19 protein-coding genes and 1 tRNA gene are annotated in these 19901 nt (G+C 60.1%); 12 read left to right on the top strand and 8 right to left on the bottom strand.

Annotated features, from left to right (window positions below; all coding sequences use genetic code 11):
• Positions 1–83 precede the first annotated feature (83 nt).
• The 4 genes from VSP_RS29435 to xrtZ all read left to right on the top strand — a co-directional run bounded on the left by VSP_RS29435 (position 84) and on the right by xrtZ (position 6018).
• Positions 84–1211, top strand: coding sequence for an FIST signal transduction protein (locus tag VSP_RS29435; protein ID WP_198141256.1), 1128 nt, complete (start codon positions 84–86; stop codon positions 1209–1211).
• 18 nt (positions 1212–1229) lie between these two features.
• Positions 1230–3527, top strand: a complete 2298-nt coding sequence (locus tag VSP_RS40220; RefSeq protein ID WP_009965243.1) for a PAS domain-containing hybrid sensor histidine kinase/response regulator — start codon at positions 1230–1232, stop codon at positions 3525–3527.
• A 124-nt stretch (positions 3528–3651) separates the two neighbouring features.
• Positions 3652–4479, top strand: coding sequence for an Npun_F0296 family exosortase-dependent surface protein (locus VSP_RS29425; RefSeq protein WP_009965242.1), 828 nt, complete (start codon positions 3652–3654; stop codon positions 4477–4479).
• 84 nt (positions 4480–4563) lie between these two features.
• Entirely contained in the window at positions 4564–6018 is a 1455-nt protein-coding gene (gene xrtZ / locus VSP_RS29420; RefSeq protein WP_009965241.1) for an exosortase Z, read from the top strand.
• Positions 6019–6196: 178 nt separating this feature from the next.
• On the opposite strand, the gene VSP_RS29415 is transcribed toward xrtZ, so the two are convergent.
• The 3 genes from VSP_RS29415 to VSP_RS29405 all read right to left on the bottom strand — a co-directional run bounded on the left by VSP_RS29415 (position 6197) and on the right by VSP_RS29405 (position 8367).
• Positions 6197–6269: transfer RNA gene (locus tag VSP_RS29415), tRNA-Arg, on the bottom strand.
• A gap of 92 nt (positions 6270–6361) precedes the next feature.
• A complete protein-coding gene (gene rsmH, locus VSP_RS29410) occupies positions 6362–7420 on the bottom strand; it encodes a 16S rRNA (cytosine(1402)-N(4))-methyltransferase RsmH (RefSeq protein WP_009965240.1) in 1059 nt (352 codons plus the stop codon).
• A 134-nt stretch (positions 7421–7554) separates the two neighbouring features.
• A complete protein-coding gene (locus tag VSP_RS29405; RefSeq protein ID WP_009965239.1) occupies positions 7555–8367 on the bottom strand; it encodes a DUF2334 domain-containing protein in 813 nt (270 codons plus the stop codon).
• Between the two features lie 139 nt (positions 8368–8506).
• Between VSP_RS29405 and VSP_RS29400 the strand changes: the two genes are divergently transcribed.
• From VSP_RS29400 to VSP_RS29390, 3 genes are all read left to right on the top strand, one after another.
• On the top strand, positions 8507–8908 hold the full coding sequence (locus VSP_RS29400) for a hypothetical protein (RefSeq protein ID WP_009965238.1): 402 nt from the start codon (positions 8507–8509) through the stop codon (positions 8906–8908).
• Between the two features lie 66 nt (positions 8909–8974).
• Positions 8975–9265 carry a hypothetical protein gene (locus VSP_RS29395; protein ID WP_009965236.1) on the top strand — a complete coding sequence of 97 codons (291 nt, stop codon included), beginning with the start codon at positions 8975–8977 and terminating at the stop codon, positions 9263–9265.
• Between the two features lie 84 nt (positions 9266–9349).
• Complete coding sequence (locus VSP_RS29390) at positions 9350–10366, top strand: hypothetical protein (RefSeq protein ID WP_009965235.1); 1017 nt, start codon at positions 9350–9352, stop codon at positions 10364–10366.
• A gap of 5 nt (positions 10367–10371) precedes the next feature.
• Here VSP_RS29390 and VSP_RS29385 read toward each other — a convergent pair whose 3' ends face one another.
• Both VSP_RS29385 and VSP_RS29380 read right to left on the bottom strand, forming a co-directional pair.
• Positions 10372–12024, bottom strand: coding sequence for a right-handed parallel beta-helix repeat-containing protein (locus VSP_RS29385; protein WP_009965233.1), 1653 nt, complete (start codon positions 12022–12024; stop codon positions 10372–10374).
• A gap of 34 nt (positions 12025–12058) precedes the next feature.
• Positions 12059–12475: a thermonuclease family protein gene (locus tag VSP_RS29380; RefSeq protein WP_157211130.1), complete on the bottom strand. Its 417-nt coding sequence runs from the start codon at positions 12473–12475 to the stop codon at positions 12059–12061.
• Between the two features lie 259 nt (positions 12476–12734).
• Here VSP_RS29380 and VSP_RS29375 point away from each other — a divergent pair, with 259 nt between their 5' ends.
• On the top strand, positions 12735–13184 hold the full coding sequence (locus tag VSP_RS29375; RefSeq protein ID WP_009965231.1) for a hypothetical protein: 450 nt from the start codon (positions 12735–12737) through the stop codon (positions 13182–13184).
• Positions 13185–13310: 126 nt separating this feature from the next.
• Positions 13311–14156 (top strand): hypothetical protein, encoded by an 846-nt coding sequence (locus tag VSP_RS29370; RefSeq protein WP_157211129.1) that lies wholly within the window; start codon positions 13311–13313, stop codon positions 14154–14156.
• A 171-nt stretch (positions 14157–14327) separates the two neighbouring features.
• Here VSP_RS29370 and VSP_RS29365 read toward each other — a convergent pair whose 3' ends face one another.
• On the bottom strand, positions 14328–15773 hold the full coding sequence (locus VSP_RS29365; RefSeq protein WP_009965229.1) for a hypothetical protein: 1446 nt from the start codon (positions 15771–15773) through the stop codon (positions 14328–14330).
• Positions 15774–15898: 125 nt separating this feature from the next.
• Between VSP_RS29365 and VSP_RS37970 the strand changes: the two genes are divergently transcribed.
• From VSP_RS37970 to VSP_RS37965, 3 genes are all read left to right on the top strand, one after another.
• Positions 15899–16762 carry an AraC family transcriptional regulator gene (locus VSP_RS37970; protein ID WP_044133707.1) on the top strand — a complete coding sequence of 288 codons (864 nt, stop codon included), beginning with the start codon at positions 15899–15901 and terminating at the stop codon, positions 16760–16762.
• A gap of 145 nt (positions 16763–16907) precedes the next feature.
• The gene (locus tag VSP_RS29355) at positions 16908–17345 is read left to right on the top strand and encodes a hypothetical protein (RefSeq protein ID WP_009965226.1); all 438 of its coding nucleotides are present in this window, start codon (positions 16908–16910) and stop codon (positions 17343–17345) included.
• Between the two features lie 163 nt (positions 17346–17508).
• Entirely contained in the window at positions 17509–18111 is a 603-nt protein-coding gene (locus VSP_RS37965; protein WP_009965225.1) for an NUDIX hydrolase, read from the top strand.
• Between the two features lie 72 nt (positions 18112–18183).
• On the opposite strand, the gene mnmM is transcribed toward VSP_RS37965, so the two are convergent.
• Positions 18184–18804, bottom strand: a complete 621-nt coding sequence (gene mnmM, locus VSP_RS29345; RefSeq protein ID WP_009965223.1) for a tRNA 5-(aminomethyl)-2-thiouridylate-methyltransferase MnmM — start codon at positions 18802–18804, stop codon at positions 18184–18186.
• Between the two features lie 44 nt (positions 18805–18848).
• On the bottom strand, positions 18849–19898 hold the full coding sequence (locus VSP_RS37960) for an NAD(P)/FAD-dependent oxidoreductase (protein WP_009965221.1): 1050 nt from the start codon (positions 19896–19898) through the stop codon (positions 18849–18851).
• Positions 19899–19901: the final 3 nt, after the last annotated feature.

The following is a 19901-nucleotide window of genomic DNA, read 5'->3' as shown; positions in this document are numbered from 1 at the left end:
AATGTATTGGTTGCATTGCCATGCTGAACTTTTTCTCCGCTTCGACTCGAATGGTCAGCTCCAAAGGAGCCATTTCAGAATGTATGGAATCAGCTTTGGGCGAAGATCCAGCCTGCGATCTGGTGTTTGTCTGCGCTTCGATCGGGCACAACTACCAGCAGCTGGTGGATCAAGTGCGCAAGTTGGCACCAGGAGCCCGTGTGGTGGGGGCGTCATGTTGTGGGACGGTGGGGCGGGAGGGCGTTAGTGAGTCCATGAAGGATGTCGCGTTGATGGCTGTCCGGGGAGATGATTTTGCGGTCGCGCACACGCCTGACATCAACGGCAGAAACGCCTATGAACGTGCAGTGGAGATGGCTCAATCCCTTAAGTCTCAGCGTCCTGGGATCAATATGGTGAACTATCTGTCTTCTGGAATCGATATCGACAATCAGGCTGCTATAGCTGGCTTTGAGGCCGTCTTGGGCCCTGAAGTGACCCTCTTTGGAGCGACTTCCTCCGACAATATGCGAGGGGCGGTGAGCTTTCAAATGGTGGACAACCAGGTGTACGAGCATGGAGCGTGGGCGGTGGGGTTCTGCGACCCTTCGCTCTCAGTCAGCACCCAGGCGACGCATGGGTTTGTTGCAGTCGGGGAGCCTATGATCGTGACGCGTGCGGAGGGGACTCGCGTCTATGAGCTGGATGGCAAACCAGCCTGGACGGAGTACACAACCCGACTGGGTTTGGAGCCCGGCTTGGCCAACTGCGGCGATTCCATCCCGATTGGCGCCCTCGCAGAAGCACTGCCCGAATCCCTGGCGGCGGAATATGGAAATCCCCACATTTTAAGGGTGGTGACGCGGCGCGATGAGGACGGCACCATGCATTATTCCACCGGCATCACGGAAGGAACCCGCCTGTGGCTGACAGTGAGAGATGAGGACCGCATCTTTGCCGACATGGACAGGATGATGACTCAGATGAATGAACGAGCGGGAGGGAAGAAACCGGTGGCGGTATTTCACGCTGACTGTCTGGCGCGCGGCAGGTACCTCTTCAACAGGGTCATGAAAGAGGAACTGGTCGGGCGCATGCAATATCCGCTTTCTGCCGGGGGGGAGGTGCCCCCCTGGCTGGGGATGTACGGGTTCGGGGAATTTGCCCGGCTGGGAGGCAATAACTCATATCACAACTACACCACAGCGATCTATGCGCTGTATCGAGACTGATGCCCTCATGCAGGACGCATGAATTCAGAGACCTCCATCCCGGTGACGAGCGAGGCAGGCTCACTGTCTATGGAAGAGCTGCGCTCGAAGTATGAGGCCTTGCAACTGCGCGTGACGCGGTTCTCTGTGGTTGAGCAGCGTTTGGTAGAAGCACAGCATCAGCTGGATGAGGAGCTGGGAAGGTTCCGGCGTATTGCGGCCTTTAGCACCGCGGCCCTGCAGGCGCGGAGTGATGTCGCCTTTGCCGGGGTGGTTGCAGAAGCCTTGGTTGACGTGTTCGAACAAGAATACGGGATCCACTGGCCGGTCGATGATGCAGGCCGTTTGGCTCCGGGCCCTTTGGCAGTGGAAGGTGGAGTGTATGATCGCGCTTCACTTACCATGCTGCGCCCCTGGCTGGCAGATCGATTCGAAGAGGTGGGGGTGGAGACCACAGTATTCTCCCCGGAAGCTCTGGCCTCCCAACCAAAGGGCATGGCATTTGGTCAGCTTGTCTTGGGGACCTGTCTGGACCATGGCGGCAAGCCTGTCTGCTTGCTGCTGACCGGGACTTCCAAAGGGAGAAGTCCGTTTCACACTCCGATGGAAGCAGGGCGCTGCGAGCCGTTTGAGGTCTTTGTCCAGAAGGTCGCGGAGCTGGAGGTGAACCGCCGCAATCACAAGGTCATCGCCGCGCAGGTGGAAAGGATCAGAAAATCCGAGGAGCAACTGAAGCTGGCGATCGATGGAAGCAAAGTGGGGCTGTGGGACTGGGATCTCGCCACCAATACCATCTCCTTCTCGGACCTGTGGAAGACGATGTTGGGGTACGAGAAAGAGGACGTCGGTTCGGGGCCGACGTCGTGGGAGGAGTTGCTGCATCCTGCCGATCGCTTCCGGAACAACGACTTGATCAGGGGTCATTTGCAAGGGGAGACAGAGGTGTTCGAGAATATCGCCCGCTATCGCCGCAAGGATGGGACCTATGTGTGGATGATGGCGAGGGGCAGGGCGCTGCGGGATGGGAGGGACAGGGTCTGCCGGTTCGTGGGTACGTATGTGGACATGACCCGGCAGAAGGAGCTGGAGCAGCAGCTTCGGGAAGTGCAGGCCATGCAGCGGATGGCCTGTGAGCAAGCGGAGGCGGCAAGCCGCTCCAAGAGCATCTTTGTTGCAAGCATGAGCCACGAGATTCGCACACCGATGAATGGGGTGCTTGGCATGCTTCAATTGCTCCGTGATACTCCGCTCTCAGAAGCCCAGGCAAAACTTGTGCATAGTGCCGAGAGATCGACCGACGCCCTGCTGGAGGTAATAGGAGACATCCTGGACCTTTCCAAGGTCGAGTCCGGGAAAATGGAACTCACGATCAAGCCTTTCCAGCTTGCGTCATTGTTCTCCGAGATTCAGAGCCTCATGCAGGTACGTGCGGATGCCAAAGACATCCAGATGGTATTCGCCGTGCCTGCGGACCTTCCAGAGTGGGTTGCAGGGGACGCAGGTTGCATCCGGCAGATCCTCATCAACATCATTGGCAATGCCGTGAAATTCACGGAACGCGGGAGGGTGGATGTCGAGGTGGAATGCAGCCTGCGTCCATCAAGTGAGCCAGGGGGTAAAGTGGTACAACTCAACGTTTCTGTACGAGATACCGGTGTAGGATTCGGGGAGGAATTTTTCTCCCGCATTTTTCAACCTTTCAGCCGGAATGAGGAAGCCGGTGGCTTGCGTCAGGGGGGTACAGGATTAGGCCTCGCCATCTCGAAGTCACTTGCGGAACTTATGGGAGGGAGCATCTCGGCTCACAGTGTGTTAAAGCAAGGTTCGCAGTTTCAGATAGGTTTGCCGCTGCCTGTGGTGCCCCCACCCCTCGGGGCCAGCCTCAAGGCTCAGGCTCCGGCTGGGGGTTTGCCTCCGGCTTTTCGGGGGCGTGTTTTGGTGGTGGAAGACAATGAGACCGGGCAAACCGTCGCCAGCTTGATGCTGCAGCAATTCGGCCTGGAGGTGGAGATCGCCGCAAATGGCGCTGAGGCCGTGGAGAGGGTCCGCAGCGCTGTCTCTGCCTATGACATGATATTGATGGACTGCCAGATGCCGGTGATGAACGGGTTCGAGGCAACAAGAGTCATCCGCCTGCACGAGGGGGAGACGGGGCAGGGCCGGATGCCAATCATCGCTCTCTCAGCCAACGTTCAACCGGATGACATTGCAGCCTGTCTGGACTGTGGCATGGACGACTTTCTTTCCAAGCCGCTCCGGAAAGAAGCCCTCCATAACAAACTGGCTGCCTATTTGCCCCACAAAGGAACCAGCCGTGTGGCATGTGAGAGCCTGTAAAGAAGCGGCGGTTCACACTTTCCTGCGGCAAGCCGAATCCCACATTTAGGGGGATGGCGGGAATGGAGCACATGGGGGAAAATGTCACCAAGCCCAAGAGCTCGCACATCAAACCAACATCCTCATGAAATACCAGCTGTTCAGCGCATTGTTCACGATCCTCCTTACAGCGGCGGCCCCGGCCAGCGTAGTCATCACTTACGCGGAGGCACCCAAGGATTTTAACTCTACCCTGACGGGAACGCAGATATTTGACTTCAACAATCTTGCCAATGGCGTGAACAAGAACGTGGTCTGGGCGGGGGTGGGCACATTCGACAGGTTGTACATCAAATCCGCAGATGTTTACGGCGGAGCTGCCGACGCGTTAAATCCCGGAGGGACGAAGTATTCTCTCCAGGGGGCTGGCGTGGTTGTCAATCAGAGCACGCTCACGTTTGACACCGCTTCGGCCTACTTTGGCATGTGGTGGTCGGCGGGGGATGCGCAGAATGTCCTCACCTTCTATCTGGGGGATTCTATCGTGAGCAAATTCACGACGGGCAGTTTGCTGTCTATGCTGCCGGGAGAATACGATGGCAATCCACGCAACAAGACACTTAATGCAGGAGAGCCTTATGCATTTATCAACTTCTTCGGGGATGCATCCACTTCATGGGATCGGGTGGTTCTGAGCAACACGGCCGGTTCTGGATTTGAATCCGACAACTACACTTCCCGCGTGGCGGCATGGGACCCACTCGCTGATGGCGCCCTGCCTGGGGTGGTTGTGGCCGAGGTGAGCGGAACCACCACCAAGCAGATGACCAACGAGTCGCTGGCAGGCACTCGCTGGGCGTTGGGCGCAAACAGCGCAGCTTCTGTGCCCGGGGCTCCGGTACCACCATGGACGCTTCTTCTCGCCTTTGCCTGCGTCACCGTCCTGCGTGCCAGAAGAGCCAGGAAGGAATAGATCAAAGTCACCCTATGACAGGATGAACGGCTGCCCGCTGGATGAATGGCAGCCTGGAGCAAGCCCCCCTTTTTTTGAAGCGCGATGAATTTACCCCGGGTTCCTGACCATGCCTGGCGGACAGTGTTGGCTGCGGGCGCGATCCTCATGGCCATACAGCTCACGCACGCCCATGACGAGTTGCGGGATGTTACCAAGCCGGTGGTCATGGGAATTTTGTGGATGTTGGGAATTGTGGTGCAGGACTGCGGTGAGTCCATTAAGGTGGGGGCACTACAGGTGCCCTGGACCCGTGACTGTGCTGGCATCAATCTTTTATGGATCCTGCTTGCACTGGCCGTCTGGGTAAATCGGCGTGAATCTTCCCCACGGAGATTCTGGATTCGAGTCGCGGCCATGGTGCCAGCGGCATTGATTGCCAACACTGCCCGGGTGCTGACTCTGGTGGCTTATCGATCGGCCTTTTATCCTTCCGTGGAGTCTCCGCAGACTCACTATTTTATGGGGCTGCTCTGGCTCGTTCCCTTTGTGACGCTGGTCACGCCAGAGGATGACCGGCCCAAGTCTCATGTCGTTGCAGAGACCTTGCACGCGGCCGCCGTGGTCGCGTTACTCGCTCCATTGGCAGGTGTGCCCATGGGCGGACTTGTCTGCCTGGCTGCAGTCGTGGCCCTCGCAAAGTGCCGCAAGCAAACTTTCGGGGGATGGCGGGATGGCTTGCTCTTGGGAGCCTGGGGCATGGCTGGAGCTGGCATTGCCCTGACGAATTTGGATTCGCTATGGCTTCCCTGGCTCCTGGCGTGTCCGGCGTTGGCACCTGCAACCTGGATTTTTAGCTGGCCCGGATTGGCAGTGTTACTCTCCACCAATGCCGTGTTTGCCATGCAGTCGTGGTCTCTCTGGGTTGGCGGGGCGGGCTTGCTGTTCGCCGTGTCACGCGAGTTCAAATCTCAAGGTCACGGCCAGGGAACATCCCTCAGTGCTTCAGTGCCAGGAAACACCCCCTTTAGCTGGGCGGCATCAGCGCTCAATGGATTGACTTTGGCGGCATTTGTTTTGCCCTTTACGGCATCCACCGTCCTGGCATTGGGGCAGGACACCTGGCTGCCACCGGCGGTCATCCCGTCGCGTGCGCTTGGGAATCAGGGGTATGAGTTAAAGCTTCCAGACCAGCCGGACGATGTCGCAGTGGTCTGCTTTGCCCCTTCAGGCAGGGAGAGGCACCATACCATGCAAGTGTGCTTTAAATACCGTGGCGTCACGCTCACAGAGCTTGATGCGCCGGGTAATCTTTCCACAGATGGCACTCGCGTTTACAAAGAATACTTCCTCACTGGAGGGGCGCTGCTGGACAGCTATGCAGAATACGTGCGCCATACGTTCTATCCAGGGGCCTCCCCAGGAGTGCACTTCATTGTTGTGGCCCCCCAAGAGAAACTGTCTGTAGATGAGATGGTCAAACTTGCCGACCGCCTGGCCAATCAATTTGCACAAATCTGCCAGAAACAGACCGCGACAGATGGAGCGCGCCCCAGATGAAGCTGGCGAGCAAAGTCATCGTCTGAAAACAGGTAAAGCCTGCTGGACAATCCGGCGAACTTTGCGAGACCTGTTCTCGCCCGCAGTCTTGCTTTTGAGCTCCAGAAGCACGGAACCTCCTAAAATACGGGGAGGCACAGGGTGGGGACCGGACTTCCGAACGCATTCTTGAAAACCGCGCACCCGGAAGGGATCGAACCTTCGACCTACGGATTAGAAATCCGCTGCTCTATCCACTGAGCTACGGGTGCAGTGGGCTGGGCCGACTACCATAAACGGAATCGGCCGGGGAGCAAATGGGATTCGATTGCCCCCAATTGCCTGCTGGCGTCGCGTGATGATTCTAGGCACGCACGGCCCACCGGAGTTTGGCAGAGGCGGCGCGGGTGTTGAGGCGGATTTCCTCCGGGGAGGGGCGCTGCACTTCATCGCTGATGGCGCTGAAGGTGCCGTCGCGGGAGCCGGCGAGGAAGGCTTTTTTCACCCGGCGGTCTTCGCCGGAGTGAAAGGTCAGCACGGCCACCCGCCCGCCGGGGCGGAGGGCGGTGGGGAGAACCCGCAGGAAGGAGTCGAGGGCACCGAACTCGTCATTCACGGCGATGCGGAGGGCCTGGAAGACGCGGCGGGTGGTGGCAGTGACTTCCTCCTCGTCGAGGTGTCGTGGCAGGGCGCGTTTCACGGCCGCGGCCAGGGTGGGCGTCTTGGCGAAGTCCTGGCCTGCGAGCGCCGCGGCGAGCAGGATGGAGTTTGTCTCATCTGCGTTCTCCTCCAGGAGGGCGGTGAGTTTTGGCACAGAAATCTTGCGCAAGAGCTCGCGGGCAGGCACGCCGCGCAGTGGGTTCATGCGCATATCGAGCGGGCCGTCTGACTTGAAGCTGAAGCCCCGGGCGGGGTTGTCAATCTGCATGGAGGAGACACCGAGATCGGCCAGGATGACGTCCGCGCCGTCGCTCCAGGCCGCTTCATCAAGGGCCTTGCGCAGGCCCGCGAAGTTCATGCGGACCACGCGCAGGGTGGCTTCTGGGAAGCCGAGGGCCTTCAACCTGGCACCGGTCTTCTCGATTTCGATGGCGTCCTGATCGAGGCCCATGAGACAGCCATCTGGTTGGACGGCGCGGAGAAGGGCCTCCGCATGACCACCGTAGCCAAGAGTGCAGTCGAGGGCGCGTTCGCCGGGCTGGGGAGCGAGGACCTCCAAGATCTCGGGCAGCATGATGGGGATATGCTGGCCCGCGGGTGTTTTCCCTGAGGCCCGGACCTTGGCGACGGTGTCAGCATAACGCTCCGGCTGGAGTTCCTTGTACTTGTCCTCGAATCGGCGTGGGTTCTTGCCGCTATACCTCTGGCGGCGCTTGTGCACCGGTGCAGAAGGCGGGACTTCATCGGACGGACTGTTGGGCATGATGGTGCTACATCGACGCAGATCGGGCTCTCTGCCTCCTTATTCGCACGTTTGTGTGCTGAGCGGAGGGGATGGCCAAAAATCAAAGCGCAGATTGCTTGCGGATGTTCTCCAGAGGGAAGCCATCGGCCGCTCTAAGGCCTGGCCGCAGCAGCAGCCTGAGTTTGGAGTTCGAGGTATTTCGTGGGCAGGATGAAGGTCCAGCCTTCAGTTTTCAAGAAATCAAGGATGTCGGTATAGTGTTTGAATCCTTCTTCGCTGAAGCCAAGAGGATGAAACTGGATGGCGGCGAGGTTGAGGGCGGGACCGTCCTTTTTTTGATACTCTTCCTTGAACTTGGGGAAGTTGGGCTTGCTTGTCCCATCGTGTTCGCCACGGAGAGTCATGGGGAGCAGCACCTTGCCCTTGAGCTGGGCGTTCACCACGGAGCCGGGGTAGCAATAGATGAGCTTGAGCTCTGGAATCTCGTTGAGCGCGCGGGCGGTGTCACCATCCATGGCGTTGAACGGGCTGCCAAAGATCGTGTAGGGGCTGCCGGTGGCGGTCTTGAAGGAGGACTGCGCCTTCAGCAAGTGATCTTTCTGGTGCTCCAGACCGGAGCCGCCAAACTCTGAGAGCTTTTTGCCCGCTGTGTCGGTCCAGCTCTTGTGATCCCAGCCGTGGTTCCAGAACTCCACCTCGCCGGTGTCCGCCCATTTTTTGATCCAGGCCACGTACTTGGGATCCTGGGTGGCCAGAGACTCGGTGATGATGCCCAGGGAGACGACGATGTCCCGCTGCTGGGAGAGCGCGATGAAGCGGTCCCATTTGCCGTTCACGCCCTTTACATCATCCGCTTTGATGATGGCGAGGCGCTGGCGGGTGGCGGGTTCGGCGGCGGTGGCGGACTGGCCTGTGCCGAGCGAGGCAAGCAGCAGGATGGCGGTGGAGAGGGAGCGGGGAAGCATGACCTCTATGCGACGAAATTCCTCGTGATCTTTCAAGGTCAAAAAGCCCCGCCGACTCTTCCCGGGGGAGCGTCCATGGATGAAGAGAGTGGGGAATGGCTGTCACAAACTCCGCCCGCCTCACATGCACTCTGTAGATATGAAAAAGATCAAATTCGCAGTGCTCGCCAGCCTCCTGACCGCCTTCACCGGCCTCTCTTCCCTTCACGCGGAGGGCTCACTTCCCTTCGCCGTGAACGTGGGCGGCCAAGCGGCGACCTACAAGGCGGGTGAGGCCTTTGCCAAACTGGAGAAACCTGTGGCAGCCAATGCCCCGCTCAGCATCGCCGTCAAGGCAGACATGGCGATCATCAACGTGCACAAGCTGAAGGCAGACGGCACGACGGATGAAACGGCGCAGCCGGCGGTCATTCTGCTCCAGGGAACGAACAAGGGTTCACTTGACCAGACCATGGACAAACAGAAGTTGCCAGCAGGCAAATACCTGCTCAGCATCTCTGCGGGTGAAGCCACCGCGACCATCCAGTTTGAGATCCAGTAAGACCCATTTTCCCCCAGAAACACGCAACACTTCAGTAAATCCATTCACACCGTCGAAATCAGAACCATGAAAGCCATTGCTCTTATTGCCCTTATGACCACCCTTGCCACTGCTGTTGTGTCCGCTGACGACAAAGTGGGCTTTAAAAAAGACGACGTCGCCGGCACCGTGCTGGAGCGTCAGATCGGACAGAAAGTGGAAATCCGCCTCAAGTCAGGCGACAAGATCTCCGGCAAGGTCGAGTCCGTGGGCGGTGCAGCCCTTCATCTTTCCACCATCACCGGCCAGGAATACTACGATGCGGTGGTCATCCTGGATGACATCAGTGCCATCGTAATCCGCACCGACCGCAAGTAAGCGGAGCGCCCTCCCTCTCACGGGCGGCCGTCTGCAAAGATTGCCGCCCGTTTTTCTGCCAGCCCACCGTCAGCTTTGGTTGCCATGTCTCACCTCGATTTGACCTTCTCTTCACGCCGCCAGTGGTGCGCAGCGGCCTTGTTCGCCCTTGCGGGCGGCGGCTTTCTGACTCAGGCGGAGGCCGCGGATGCGGTCGTGCCGGATGTGAAGATCGTGTTCTCTGAACTGCTCCTCTGGGCAGACCGGGTGGCGGGCATGGAGATGCAGTTTGACCATCCCCGGGAGGCGCAGGCAGAAGCCTTCAAAGGCCTTGGCAGGGACGCTGCCGTGGTGCTGAAGGTTGCTGGCAACAAAGAGGGTCACCTGCTGGAGCTTGACGAGAAGAGCCGCACGCTCACTCTGCGCACGGTGGCTCCTGCGAATGAAGACCGCGGGATCGACGTGCATTTGTCCATTCATCCCTTTGCCGACCGTCAGCAGAAGTGGATGTATCCCCCCTCTGCCGGCGGGGAAGTGCCCACCCATCCTTTGGCTCTGGTGGCGGTGAGCACTTCTGACGCGGAGGGCGATGTGGAGGCCCGCAGCTTCCAGCTCTACCAATACGGCCGCATTGGGCGCAGGGTGGTGTTATCGGCCGTCAAAGGGCTGGGTCCGTTCATGGACCAGGTTCCGGAGGCCCCTCTTTGCCTGCCCAAAGGGGAATCAACGAAGGCCCTCGTCGTGGCGGTGGACGCCGCAAGAAAACATGCGCTCGCGGAGGGCGGGCAGGGCTGGGATGAGGAGTCAACATTCGAGGCGTTGCGCAAACGGCTTGCTCAGGAAGACCACGCCCCCCAGTGGTCCCTGCATCGTGCGCCCAAGGGTGATGGCGTTCTCATTCAGCCGTATTGGATCAATGCTGGTGGCACCGACATGGTGCTGGAGTGGGCCTCCCTGGGCGGCAGCGCCACCCCGGCACTGTTCAAGCCGCTCACCGGATTGGTGCGAGCCCTCTACTATGAGTGGGATGCGGCGAAGGGCCAGTTCCTGTTCAAAGGCACCGCCCCCCGTCCGGATGATGTGGAGTTTCTCTTCATGGAGACCGGGGAAAAAGTGGAGTAGGTTGGCTACTGCACCTCCGCCGCGCCGACATCGGGCGCGGCTCCTTTGTAAGTGCCTTTCTCTGCTCCGGGCAGGGGTTTGCCTTTCCAATAGGTGCTCAAGTCCATGCCTGCATCCACGGCCGCACTGTCTGGAGCCGGAGCCCCCTGGTCGTTCAGCGTGAGGGGCAGTCCATAGCGGCTGCCTTTGTCTTTGGTGGCATCACCCGGCCAGGGGCTGGCATCCTGGCGCAGACAGACATTATGGGCGCTGGTAAAGTCCACCGTGTTTCCTTTGTCAGGCTTGTCCAGATAGCCCTCTTTGACGGCGAAGAGATTGTTGAGGAAATGCCACCTGGGCACGCTGAAGTCCCGCTTTCCCTTCTCCACATGCAGCGCCAGAGCTGGCTTCCTGCCCACCACTGTGTTGTGGTAGATGTAGCCCTCGGCGGGTGAGGAATCCATGCTGAACCAGAAGTTAAAGGGGGCACCATCGATGAGGCGGTTGTGGTGGATGAACACCGGACCGATGCGGGGCACCTTGAAACGGAATCCGCCATGAGTGCGGCGCAGCGTGTTGTCCTTCACTTCCACCTCCACGCAGCCCACCCCGAGTTCGATGCCGGAGTCACGCGTGTTTTCGATCACATTCCCCGCGATCAGGGTGCCCCGCCCATGAGCGGCATCTGGCAGCGGGTCATCCAGGGACTCCGCTTTGTAATCGCCCAAGCAGATGCCGTCGAAGACCCGGTCCAGGCGGTTGTGGAGGATTTGGTTGCCGACGCCGGCTCGGAACAGATTGATGCCCACACGGTCATACTTGCCCACATCCTTGTGGATGCGCCAGATCTCGTAGTTGGAGCGACTGTGTTCCATGCTCGGTGCCCATTCCTCCAGCGCTCCGCGGGTGATTTCACAGTTCTCCACGATGCATTGGCTGGCCCCGCCTGAAAGGCCAATGCCGGTGTCCTCATACGAGCGGATGTGGCAGCCTCTCACCACCGTGCGGTCTGCACCTTCGCCAATGCTGACGGCGGTTGAGCCCCCGATGAGTTCCAGGTTCTCGATGACCACCCCGGAGGCCCCCTTCACCGCAATGAGGGGTCTATCTTGAGCGACCATGGTCAGCCTGGCCGTGGAGGGTGAGATGCCAGCGGGCAGTCGCAAGTAGGCGCGTCTCTCCCCGGGATGCCAGATCCAGAGCGCCTTGATTTCATTGAACCCGCTCAATGGCGGGCCTTTCTGCAGCAGCATTTTCCAGTGCCAGTCCCCGGACTTTTGGGCGCGGTCAAAGCGCAGCTCGGCGATGAACCTGCCATCCAGGAGCAGTCCGGCAGGCTGGGAGGGGAGGGGAGCCGTGAGCACTCCCGGCAGCTCTGCTCCAGCTGGCTGCCAGTCGGCCGGAAGGGGTATGGTGCCGTCCAGCGCTGCCCCAGGTTCTCCCTTGAGAGTGACGCGCTTTCCGATCACCAGAGTCTCCCGATAGATCCCGGGCTTGAGCACCAGCACCTCTCCTTCAGCCGCGGAGGCCAGTGCCGTCTTGATCGGTTGGTTCTGGCCTGCGGGGTCCGGACTCACGAAGATCTCCGCAGCCTGCAAGGTCAAGCTGGCCAGAGCCAGGCATAAGCCCATAGGGATGGCGGAAGAAGGGCTGAGCAGGCGGCGCTTGGGCGTATGCATGGGGGAGCAATACGCCATGCCTACCCCAGGCCCATCACCCATTCTTCTTGTGCGGCTGCCTCCGCCACAGCCATGGGGCTACGGGCCTGGCATCCTGCCAGAGGCCGCGCCGCGCCCGCCGGGCATCCGCCTCTGCCAAAGCGAGCTGGGCATCCTGGCTGTATTGAAGGTAGTGCCAGGCCATGCCTCGGTGGATTTGCTCATGATTCACCCAGACATCTCCCATGTGGAGCTGGCCCAGAGTGCGGCCATATTTGTCTGTGCCGGTGGCGTGCAGGTGCACTTCGCGTCCAAAAATCAGCGAGGAGAGCGACTTCTTGGCGGCTGATCCATAGGGCTGACCAGCTTCCGGCGCATCGATGCCCAACAGCCGGATCTTTATCTCCGTTTTGTCAGGCGTCAGGATCGTCACCGTATCACCGTCATGCACGCGCACAACGGTTCCCCTCACGCCTGCCTCAGCATGGCGTGCCTGGGAACAGAGCGGAGTCAGTGGGAGCCCCCACGCCAGAGCTACAGAGAGGGCAACCGCGAAACAGCCGAGGGTGGGGAAGACTCGCACTCCCGCCCGTGCCCTTGTTTGACGTAATCGTCAACTTCCTGATGGCTAAAGCAGATCCTCATGTGTGTGAGATGGCATTTTCAGGGCGGATCCTGCGACTCGATCCTTTCCCGTTGCAGCGGCCGCAGGGCTCGCTTACGACAGGGGCATGTGGCCGCGCATCCGTCGAGTTCTCAAGCATCCCATCATGGTGATGGTGGTGCTCACCTTGCTGTGTCGTGGGGTGAAGAATGCCTACCCCTTCAACAGCTTCCCCATGTATGCGGACCCCAGTGAATACCCGTCAAACTACCTGGTGGTGGCGGATGGGGCGGGGAATGCGCTGGACATCAAGAAGCACACCGGCCTGAGCTCTGCCAAAGTGAAGAAGATCTACACCGAGCGCCTCAACCGCACCTGCAAAAAGAACGGGCTGGAGCCGGAGGAGGCCACGCCGGAGATCCGCAAGGAAGCCTTTGCAGAAACGATGCGGCAGCTCCGTGAGGCGGCCACCAAGCGGAAGCGCCCGCTGCCGGAAATGGTGCGCATCACAGACATGCTTATCTACCAGGAGGAAACCACCTTCCGGGAGGAGCCCCAGGTGCTGGGTGAGGGCTGATCCCTCGTTTCTTCGTCCGCCAAGATGCGTCTTTGACCTGATCCGATCCGTCCTATGGAGTCCAAAGCATTCAGTCCAGTCCCAGTGTGTGCGAGGGAGTGGTTCCTCCTCCGCCTCTTTTTTGCCATGGCCGTTGTCTGGGGCCTCTGGGAGGCGCTCCCTTTTGCCCGGCAGGAGATGCCCAATGGCATCGCCCATTTTGTGGACCTCTCATTCTTGGGCGGCCCAGAAGCCATGACCTGGTTCCGCCCCCTTGTGATCGTGGCGGCCGTGCTGTACGTGACCGGCTTTCTGAATCCGCTGGGGGTGGTCGTCCTGACCCTGGCCCACCTGGGGTACAACACCCTGCACAATTCCCAGGGTTTCACGTTTCATGGAAATAACATGATCGGGCTCATCCTCATCACCCAGTCTGTGGCAGAGCTGTTCTGGCTCGGCTGGCGGCTGGTGAAGGGGCGTCCTTTCGCTTTTGCGGCGGGGCTCGGTGCGGCCTCGTACCAGCTCTATTTCTCCCAGTGCGCCGTGGCGGCGGTCTATGTCACCTCCGCGATCACGAAGCTGAGCAAGACCGATGGGCTCTGGCTGTTCAAGAGCCACTACCTGGCCAAGGCCGTGGTGAAGACCCACCGCCAGCTCTACTATGACAACCCCAGCAAGGGCGTGTTTGAGCCGGTCATCGGTATTGCCCAGTGGCTCGCGGAGCATCACATCATCACCCGGCTGGTCTTTGGGGCGGGTTTCTTCCTTGAACTGTTCGCCTTTGTGGCGCTGTGGAACCGCGCCTGGGCGCTGTTCATCGGCACCAGTTTCATCGCCTTTCACTTCGGGGTGGAGCTGATCATGAAGCTGGACTTCCGGGTGAACCAGGTGATGTGCTTCATCTTCCTGGTGAACCTGCCGTTTTGGATTTCGTGGATGGCTGGGGTGATGGCCAGGAAGGGCAATCGTTTGCCGCAGCCGGCGGGGCGGTAGGAAATTTTGTGGACGTGTGGCCCGGTCCGGCGTCGCCTTCGGGACACGATGTTTTTACGCGTGTCATCCGGTGGTTGTGGTCGCTACGCTCCCGTCACCACCGGCTGCTGTCCGACGTCCCTCCGGGACCTGGCTGCTGGTATGTCTGTGTGTGGCACACGCCCCACACACTCACGCTGACGCCGCCAGCTTCTCCAGATCTGCACGGGACGTTTCATACGTGGTGTGGTAGGCCAAAGCCGCGGGATCCGGTTCGACGCCCTGGACTGCGCAGTATTCCTGATACAGCTCTGGCCACCAGTTCCGGTGCTGGGTGAGGCCCTGCTGCTGCCACTCACGCCAGCCGATGAGCACTTTGCTCCAGCAGTTGCTGCCGTATTCAATGGCCTGCTTCTGGTCGCCAAAGGCGCTCACATACCACTGCTTGCCAATCTGGGCATGCAGCACCTCATCTGCCCAGTCAAAGTCCTGGAAGGTCTCCGCCAGCGGATCACCAGACTCCGCCCCCACTTCCCACTCGAATCGTTTGCCCGTCTTGGTCATAAGGCCCTGTTCGATGAAATAAAGCACTGCATGCCGCTCCCACGGCTTGAGTTGCGTGTTCAGACCCAGCGACCAGGTGAAGTTCACCATCACGCGGTGGGGCCAGTCGATGCCCCTGGCGACAAAGCCGATCTCGCCCAGCATGGCGTGGCGTGCCTCGTCCCAGAGCTGACGTGTCATGTCACGATAGTAGCCCCAGGGCTTGTCCGGCGTCTCGGTGAGGATGCTGGCCATCATCTCCGGCACATCGATCTCCCGCAGCCGCTTGTAGTACATCATGAGCGTCTTGTCCCGCGCGGAGTACTGGGGATCATAGAGGAACTCTTCCGCATGCACGCCCATGTTGTAGGGGTCCGGGAAGCGTTCGTCCCGCCGCGGGGTCTTGTCGTAGGTCAGCGGCAGGTCACTGTAGAGGGGGGGGAGGGTGCACGGCTCCGGTGTCGCCGCCCCATCCAAGCCTCCGGCCGCGGCCAGCAGCCCCTCCAGCAGGCGCTCCCAGTCGATCATCTTTGCCTTGTCATCAGCAGACACCAGGCAGGGCAGCGCCTCCCGGCCCCAATAGGTCATTTCCTCGATCTCCATGAGGGCGAATCTGAGGATGCGCACGGTGGGGTGGTCCGCCATGGGATGCGTTTCCTCCCGGTGCCGCTGCATGGCTTTTTGAAGGGCGGGCAACGCGTGGTCGTAGATGCCGGTGAGCATCTCTGCCGTTGTGGGCGCGTTTTGGATCTCGTCGAAGAAGGTCTTCAGGGACTCGTTAGGCACCTTCTCCAGACCTAGCGGCGGGGTGCGCATCTCGGCCACCCTTTCCCGCATGGCGGTGCAATGCTCCGCACAGTAGTGGGAGTGCAGACTGTAGGTCATCTTCAGCTCGTACACCGGCTCAGCCGTCAATCGGGACTGCAGGATCTGCATGAGTCGCTTGAGCGTGTAGTGATGGCGCTTCAAGCGATCCACTCCAGCTTCTACCGCGAGACCCGGCTCCACTGCCTCTGCAAAGGTGGTGACGCCGGCGAGCGGTGGCAAATTGCGATAGGGACGGTAGGAGGAGGCGAAATCGGCAGCCGGCTTCATGGGACCATCCTAGCGAAATGGCTTGGATGCCGCCACCCGCGGCTTGCCCAGTGCTCCCAGAATTTTGACTGGATTGAGGTAGCAGGTTTGACTCACCAGGTAAATAGCTGGCAATGTGGAGCGCGATGCGAGCCCGCCTGGAAGATGTGCAATGGGGGCCGGACGAGTCTTTCCTCGTGCGGAGCTACAACCTCCCCCGCTTTGACGTGCCGTGGCATTTTCACCCGGAAATTGAGCTCGCCTGTATTGTAGAAGGGGAGGGGGACCGCTGCGTGGGCGATCATCTGGGGGCCTTCACGGTGGGAGATCTGGTATTGCTGGGGCCCAATCTCCCGCACTACTGGCGGAGCGTTGGTACGGGCGGGAAAAACCAGCGTGCTCGGGCATTGGTACTCCATATGCGTCCCACCTCTCTGGGGCAAGGGTTCTGGGAGCTGCCAGAATGCCGGGAATGGAAGCAGCTCTTGGACGTGGCTCCACGGGGGCTCTGCTTCGATCCTGTGATTTCCGCCCAGGTGCAGCCCCTGATGGAATCGCTGGAGTCTTCCGAGGGAACTAACCGTTTGCTTGGTTTGCTGGAGATTCTCCAGATCCTCGCGGAGGGGGCTGACTCGGCTGTAAGTCTGACCGGCGTGGGATACTCTCCTGACAATGACTCCCGGGCTGCCGACCGCATGCGCAGGGTGTACGATTATCTCTACGCCCATCTGGCGGAGCCGTTGAGTCTTCCAGAGATCGCTCAAGTGGCCAGGATGAGTGATGCAGCCTTCAGCCGATACTGCAAGAAGGTGACGGGTCGAACTCTGACTTCCCTGATCAATGAGCTACGGGTGGCGAGAGCTTGCAAGACATTGGTGGAGACGACGCAGTCCGTGAGTGAAATCGCGTTTTTGACCGGTTTCCAGTCCCTCTCCAACTTCAATCGCGTTTTTGCGGATGCCAAAGGGATGGCTCCCAGCCAATATCGCTCACGGCATCACCGCAGTTAATGCATGCGCAACTAGCTGACGATGATTGAATTAAGTTGAGTGTGCCATGCGATGTTGACTGCGAAGCTCTCAATCACGGCAATCCGGTAGGTGTGGAATGTCATTTTTAATTGTGTAATTATGGAAATTGTATATAATTTCCATCATGTCCTCATCGTTGGCCCTTGCCTCCCAACCCACGCATCCGGTGAACAGCCTGCTTCAGGAAAAGCTGGCCCGGATCGAGGCCACGTTGGTGGATGCACGGTTGAGGGTCGTATCCACCTTTGACCGGGAGTTGTCCTCCGTGCGCGGCTGGCTGCAAGCGCTGCAATCCTTTGACCCCACCGTGAACATGGAAACCAAGGTGAACCAGGACTCATCTGAGGGAGGACCAGTGGATTTGCAGCATCTCATGGAAGCCGCTCCCCAATCTGCCATGAGCAACATCGTGGCCTTCAACAAAGGAGATTTTGCCAGCCAGGCCACTCCCGTGCCGGAGCCTGAGGTGGACCCTGGGTTGGCCAAGGCGACAATCGAGGAACTGAATGAGGCTCTCGAAGAGGCCTTTCGGGAAATGGAAGAAGAAGATAAAGGGAAATAGAAGATTCAGGTCGCACCAAGGCGGAACACGAGCCTCCGTCGGACCTGTGAAGGGTTTCCAATGGTGCTATCGTGCCTTTTGCCAGCTTATTCAGGGCCACGATTCGCGAAGAATTCGTGGTGCGTTCACCTATTCTTCACCGGGCGGTGCTTAATCCTTGGTCATGACGGATCTTTTGGAAATCTCCCGCGAACTGGCTGCCATTGCCCAGGCAGGCCTGACTTATACCAAGGATGCTTTCGATAGAGAGCGCTTTCTGCGGCTCCGACAGATAGCGGGTGAACTCCTCCGGTCTCCTCTCCGGCAACCGGAGTTCACGTGGCCGGCCGAGATCGGCTATCCAACTCCCAAGCTCGACGTGCGGGCAGCCATCTTCCAGGGGGATCAGGTGCTCCTGATCAAGGAGACCGCGTCCAACTTGTGGACCTTGCCCGGAGGGTGGGCCGATGTGAATGAGAGCCCGGGTGAGGGTGTGGCACGTGAGTGTCTGGAAGAGACCGGGTATGAGGTGAAGGCCACCGCCCTGGTCTCCATCATTGACCGCGATCGCGCCGGATATCCCAGGCATGCCAATACGATCTACAAGATGTTTTTCCTCTGCGAGATCATTGGCGGGCAGCCGACCCCGAACCTGGAGAGCAGCCAGATTGAGTTCTTCGACATGGCCTCGCTTCCTGAGTTGGATCCCCATCGCGCGGCTCGTCAGGACATCGAGCGGGCCCATGCCTTCAACCGCCAGGGCGGAGGACCTGCCTATTTCAACTAGGGAGAGGGAACTGGCGTGGTCAGCTTGTTTCCTGAATCCCCCGTTGGCTCCAGGTCTTAACGCCTGAGAGGGTCACGTCGGCCTGGCCGCAGTGCGGCGGCGTGCCACCAGGCAGAAGGGCGTGGTGGGGCGGAAGTTCAGATAGCCGATGCGCTGAACCTCCCAGGTGTCTGGTGATGCGGCTTCCAGCATCGCCGTGACACGCCCTGCTTCCTGCATGCCCCCATCATGGCCGGGATAGACAACCACCGTGAGCAGGCCATCTTCCTCCAGCAGATCCATTGCCTGCTGAATGGCAGAGAGTGTGGTCTCCACCTGGGTGATGCGCGCTTTGTCGCCACCGGGCAGGTAGCCGAGGTTGAACATGCAGAGCCGCAATCGTTGATGGACTCCGGTCGGGAGGGCGGCCGATAGGGTCTCATGACCGGCCACATGCAGGGTGATACGGCTCATGTCCACGCCCGCTTCACGCAGCCGGATCTCTGTCTGCTGGATCGCGTCAGCCTGAATGTCGAAGGCGAAGACCTGTCCCTCTGGCAACACCCGTTGTGCGAGAAAGAGTGTATCATGGCCATTGCCCGCCGTCGCGTCCACCACCAGATCGCCAGGCAGCAGGCGGGGTTCCAGGATGGCGTGCACCCAGCGCACGGCGGTGGGCAGGGGTGTGGAGTGGGGGCGTTGAGCGTTGGCCATGGACCTCGTCACGGGACTCACGGTGGCGGGCGCTGTCAACCCCGTCAGGGATGACTGCGCACATCCACCTCCGCGTCCAGCTGGCTGCCATCCAGCAGATGCTCCACCAGCAGCCGGGCCATGGTGGGGGAGCGCAGCACGCCTTTCGATCCGAGGCCATTGAGCACGCAGACGCGTTCGTGGGAAGGGTGGCGTCCCACCACGGCGGGCATTCGCTTGATGATGGGGCGCACCCCGGCCTGGGCGGCGGTTATTTCATAGGGAGCTTTTAGCAGGCCTTCCAGCTTGCGCCGCACGTCAGCCACCGAGTCCTCGATGGGACGGTTGAAATCAAACTCGTACGTGGACCCCGCCCGCCAGGCGCCATCCGGGCGTCGCAGCATCCAGGCACCGCGATTGAGGATGCGGTGCTCCACAACATCCGTGCGCAGGGTCACGATTACCCCACGGGCGGCATCGAACTCCAGCCAGGGGAAGAACCGTGAGGGGCCTGATTCCTGCCAGCCCCGGCAGAAGACCACATGGGAGAAGCCCACGCCCTGCCACGTCAGCTCTTCCGCCGTCACGGCCAGATCCTGGTCATTCACCTCGCCCGCTTGCACCCGTTGTTCTGCAGCAAAGAAAGTGCGGCTGGCTTCCAAATAGGAGGCCGTGTCCAGCCAGCCCGAGTCTCTCTGCTGGAAGCCGCCCAGCTCACCGTGAAAGCTGGCCTCGTCCACCAGCGGGGAGGGCGGGGCTGCGTCCAGCCACGGCTGGAGTTCGGGCGCGGTGGCGCGTGTCTCCCAGATTTTCAGTTCCCGGTCGTTCTTGAAAAGCCGGACGTGCGGGGTGGCATGGTAGAACTTTCGTCCGAGGCGGCCTTCGATGCTTTCATAGAACCTGACTGCCTCCGGGGCCAGGGTGGGCATGCGCCAGCTCAAGTTCAGCCGCATGCCGGTGATGGGGGTTACCAGCCCGGCAGCGACCTTCGAACTGGTCTGCTCCGCCTGGGGATCCACGATGAGGAACGGCACCTGCCGCTCCCAGAGCCGCCAGGCCACAGCCGTGCCCGCCAGCCCCTGGCCGGCGATGAGGACGGGGCGCAGATCACTCACTGC

Source organism: Verrucomicrobium spinosum DSM 4136 = JCM 18804 (assembly GCF_000172155.1).
Lineage (GTDB): Bacteria > Verrucomicrobiota > Verrucomicrobiia > Verrucomicrobiales > Verrucomicrobiaceae > Verrucomicrobium > Verrucomicrobium spinosum.
The sequence above is the reverse complement of the archived record's forward strand: the minus strand, read 5'-3'. Positions and strand labels throughout refer to the sequence as shown.

Excerpts from the sequence above, each read along its gene's own strand:
- VSP_RS37970 (WP_044133707.1), top strand. The coding sequence starts at position 15,899 with ATGCGAGCCCGCCTGGAAGATGTGCAATGGGGGCCGGACGAGTCTTTC.
- VSP_RS29435 (WP_198141256.1), top strand. The coding sequence starts at position 84 with ATGGAATCAGCTTTGGGCGAAGATCCAGCCTGCGATCTGGTGTTTGTC.
- VSP_RS29395 (WP_009965236.1), top strand. The coding sequence starts at position 8,975 with ATGAAAGCCATTGCTCTTATTGCCCTTATGACCACCCTTGCCACTGCT.
- VSP_RS29425 (WP_009965242.1), top strand. The coding sequence starts at position 3,652 with ATGAAATACCAGCTGTTCAGCGCATTGTTCACGATCCTCCTTACAGCG.
- VSP_RS29375 (WP_009965231.1), top strand. The coding sequence starts at position 12,735 with ATGTGGCCGCGCATCCGTCGAGTTCTCAAGCATCCCATCATGGTGATG.
- VSP_RS40220 (WP_009965243.1), top strand. The coding sequence starts at position 1,230 with ATGAATTCAGAGACCTCCATCCCGGTGACGAGCGAGGCAGGCTCACTG.
- rsmH (WP_009965240.1), bottom strand. The coding sequence starts at position 7,420 with ATGCCCAACAGTCCGTCCGATGAAGTCCCGCCTTCTGCACCGGTGCAC.
- VSP_RS29355 (WP_009965226.1), top strand. The coding sequence starts at position 16,908 with ATGTCCTCATCGTTGGCCCTTGCCTCCCAACCCACGCATCCGGTGAAC.
- VSP_RS29405 (WP_009965239.1), bottom strand. The coding sequence starts at position 8,367 with ATGCTTCCCCGCTCCCTCTCCACCGCCATCCTGCTGCTTGCCTCGCTC.
- VSP_RS29385 (WP_009965233.1), bottom strand. The coding sequence starts at position 12,024 with ATGCATACGCCCAAGCGCCGCCTGCTCAGCCCTTCTTCCGCCATCCCT.
- VSP_RS29365 (WP_009965229.1), bottom strand. The coding sequence starts at position 15,773 with ATGAAGCCGGCTGCCGATTTCGCCTCCTCCTACCGTCCCTATCGCAAT.
- VSP_RS29390 (WP_009965235.1), top strand. The coding sequence starts at position 9,350 with ATGTCTCACCTCGATTTGACCTTCTCTTCACGCCGCCAGTGGTGCGCA.
- VSP_RS37965 (WP_009965225.1), top strand. The coding sequence starts at position 17,509 with ATGACGGATCTTTTGGAAATCTCCCGCGAACTGGCTGCCATTGCCCAG.
- VSP_RS29370 (WP_157211129.1), top strand. The coding sequence starts at position 13,311 with ATGGCCGTTGTCTGGGGCCTCTGGGAGGCGCTCCCTTTTGCCCGGCAG.
- VSP_RS29400 (WP_009965238.1), top strand. The coding sequence starts at position 8,507 with ATGAAAAAGATCAAATTCGCAGTGCTCGCCAGCCTCCTGACCGCCTTC.
- xrtZ (WP_009965241.1), top strand. The coding sequence starts at position 4,564 with ATGAATTTACCCCGGGTTCCTGACCATGCCTGGCGGACAGTGTTGGCT.
- mnmM (WP_009965223.1), bottom strand. The coding sequence starts at position 18,804 with ATGGCCAACGCTCAACGCCCCCACTCCACACCCCTGCCCACCGCCGTG.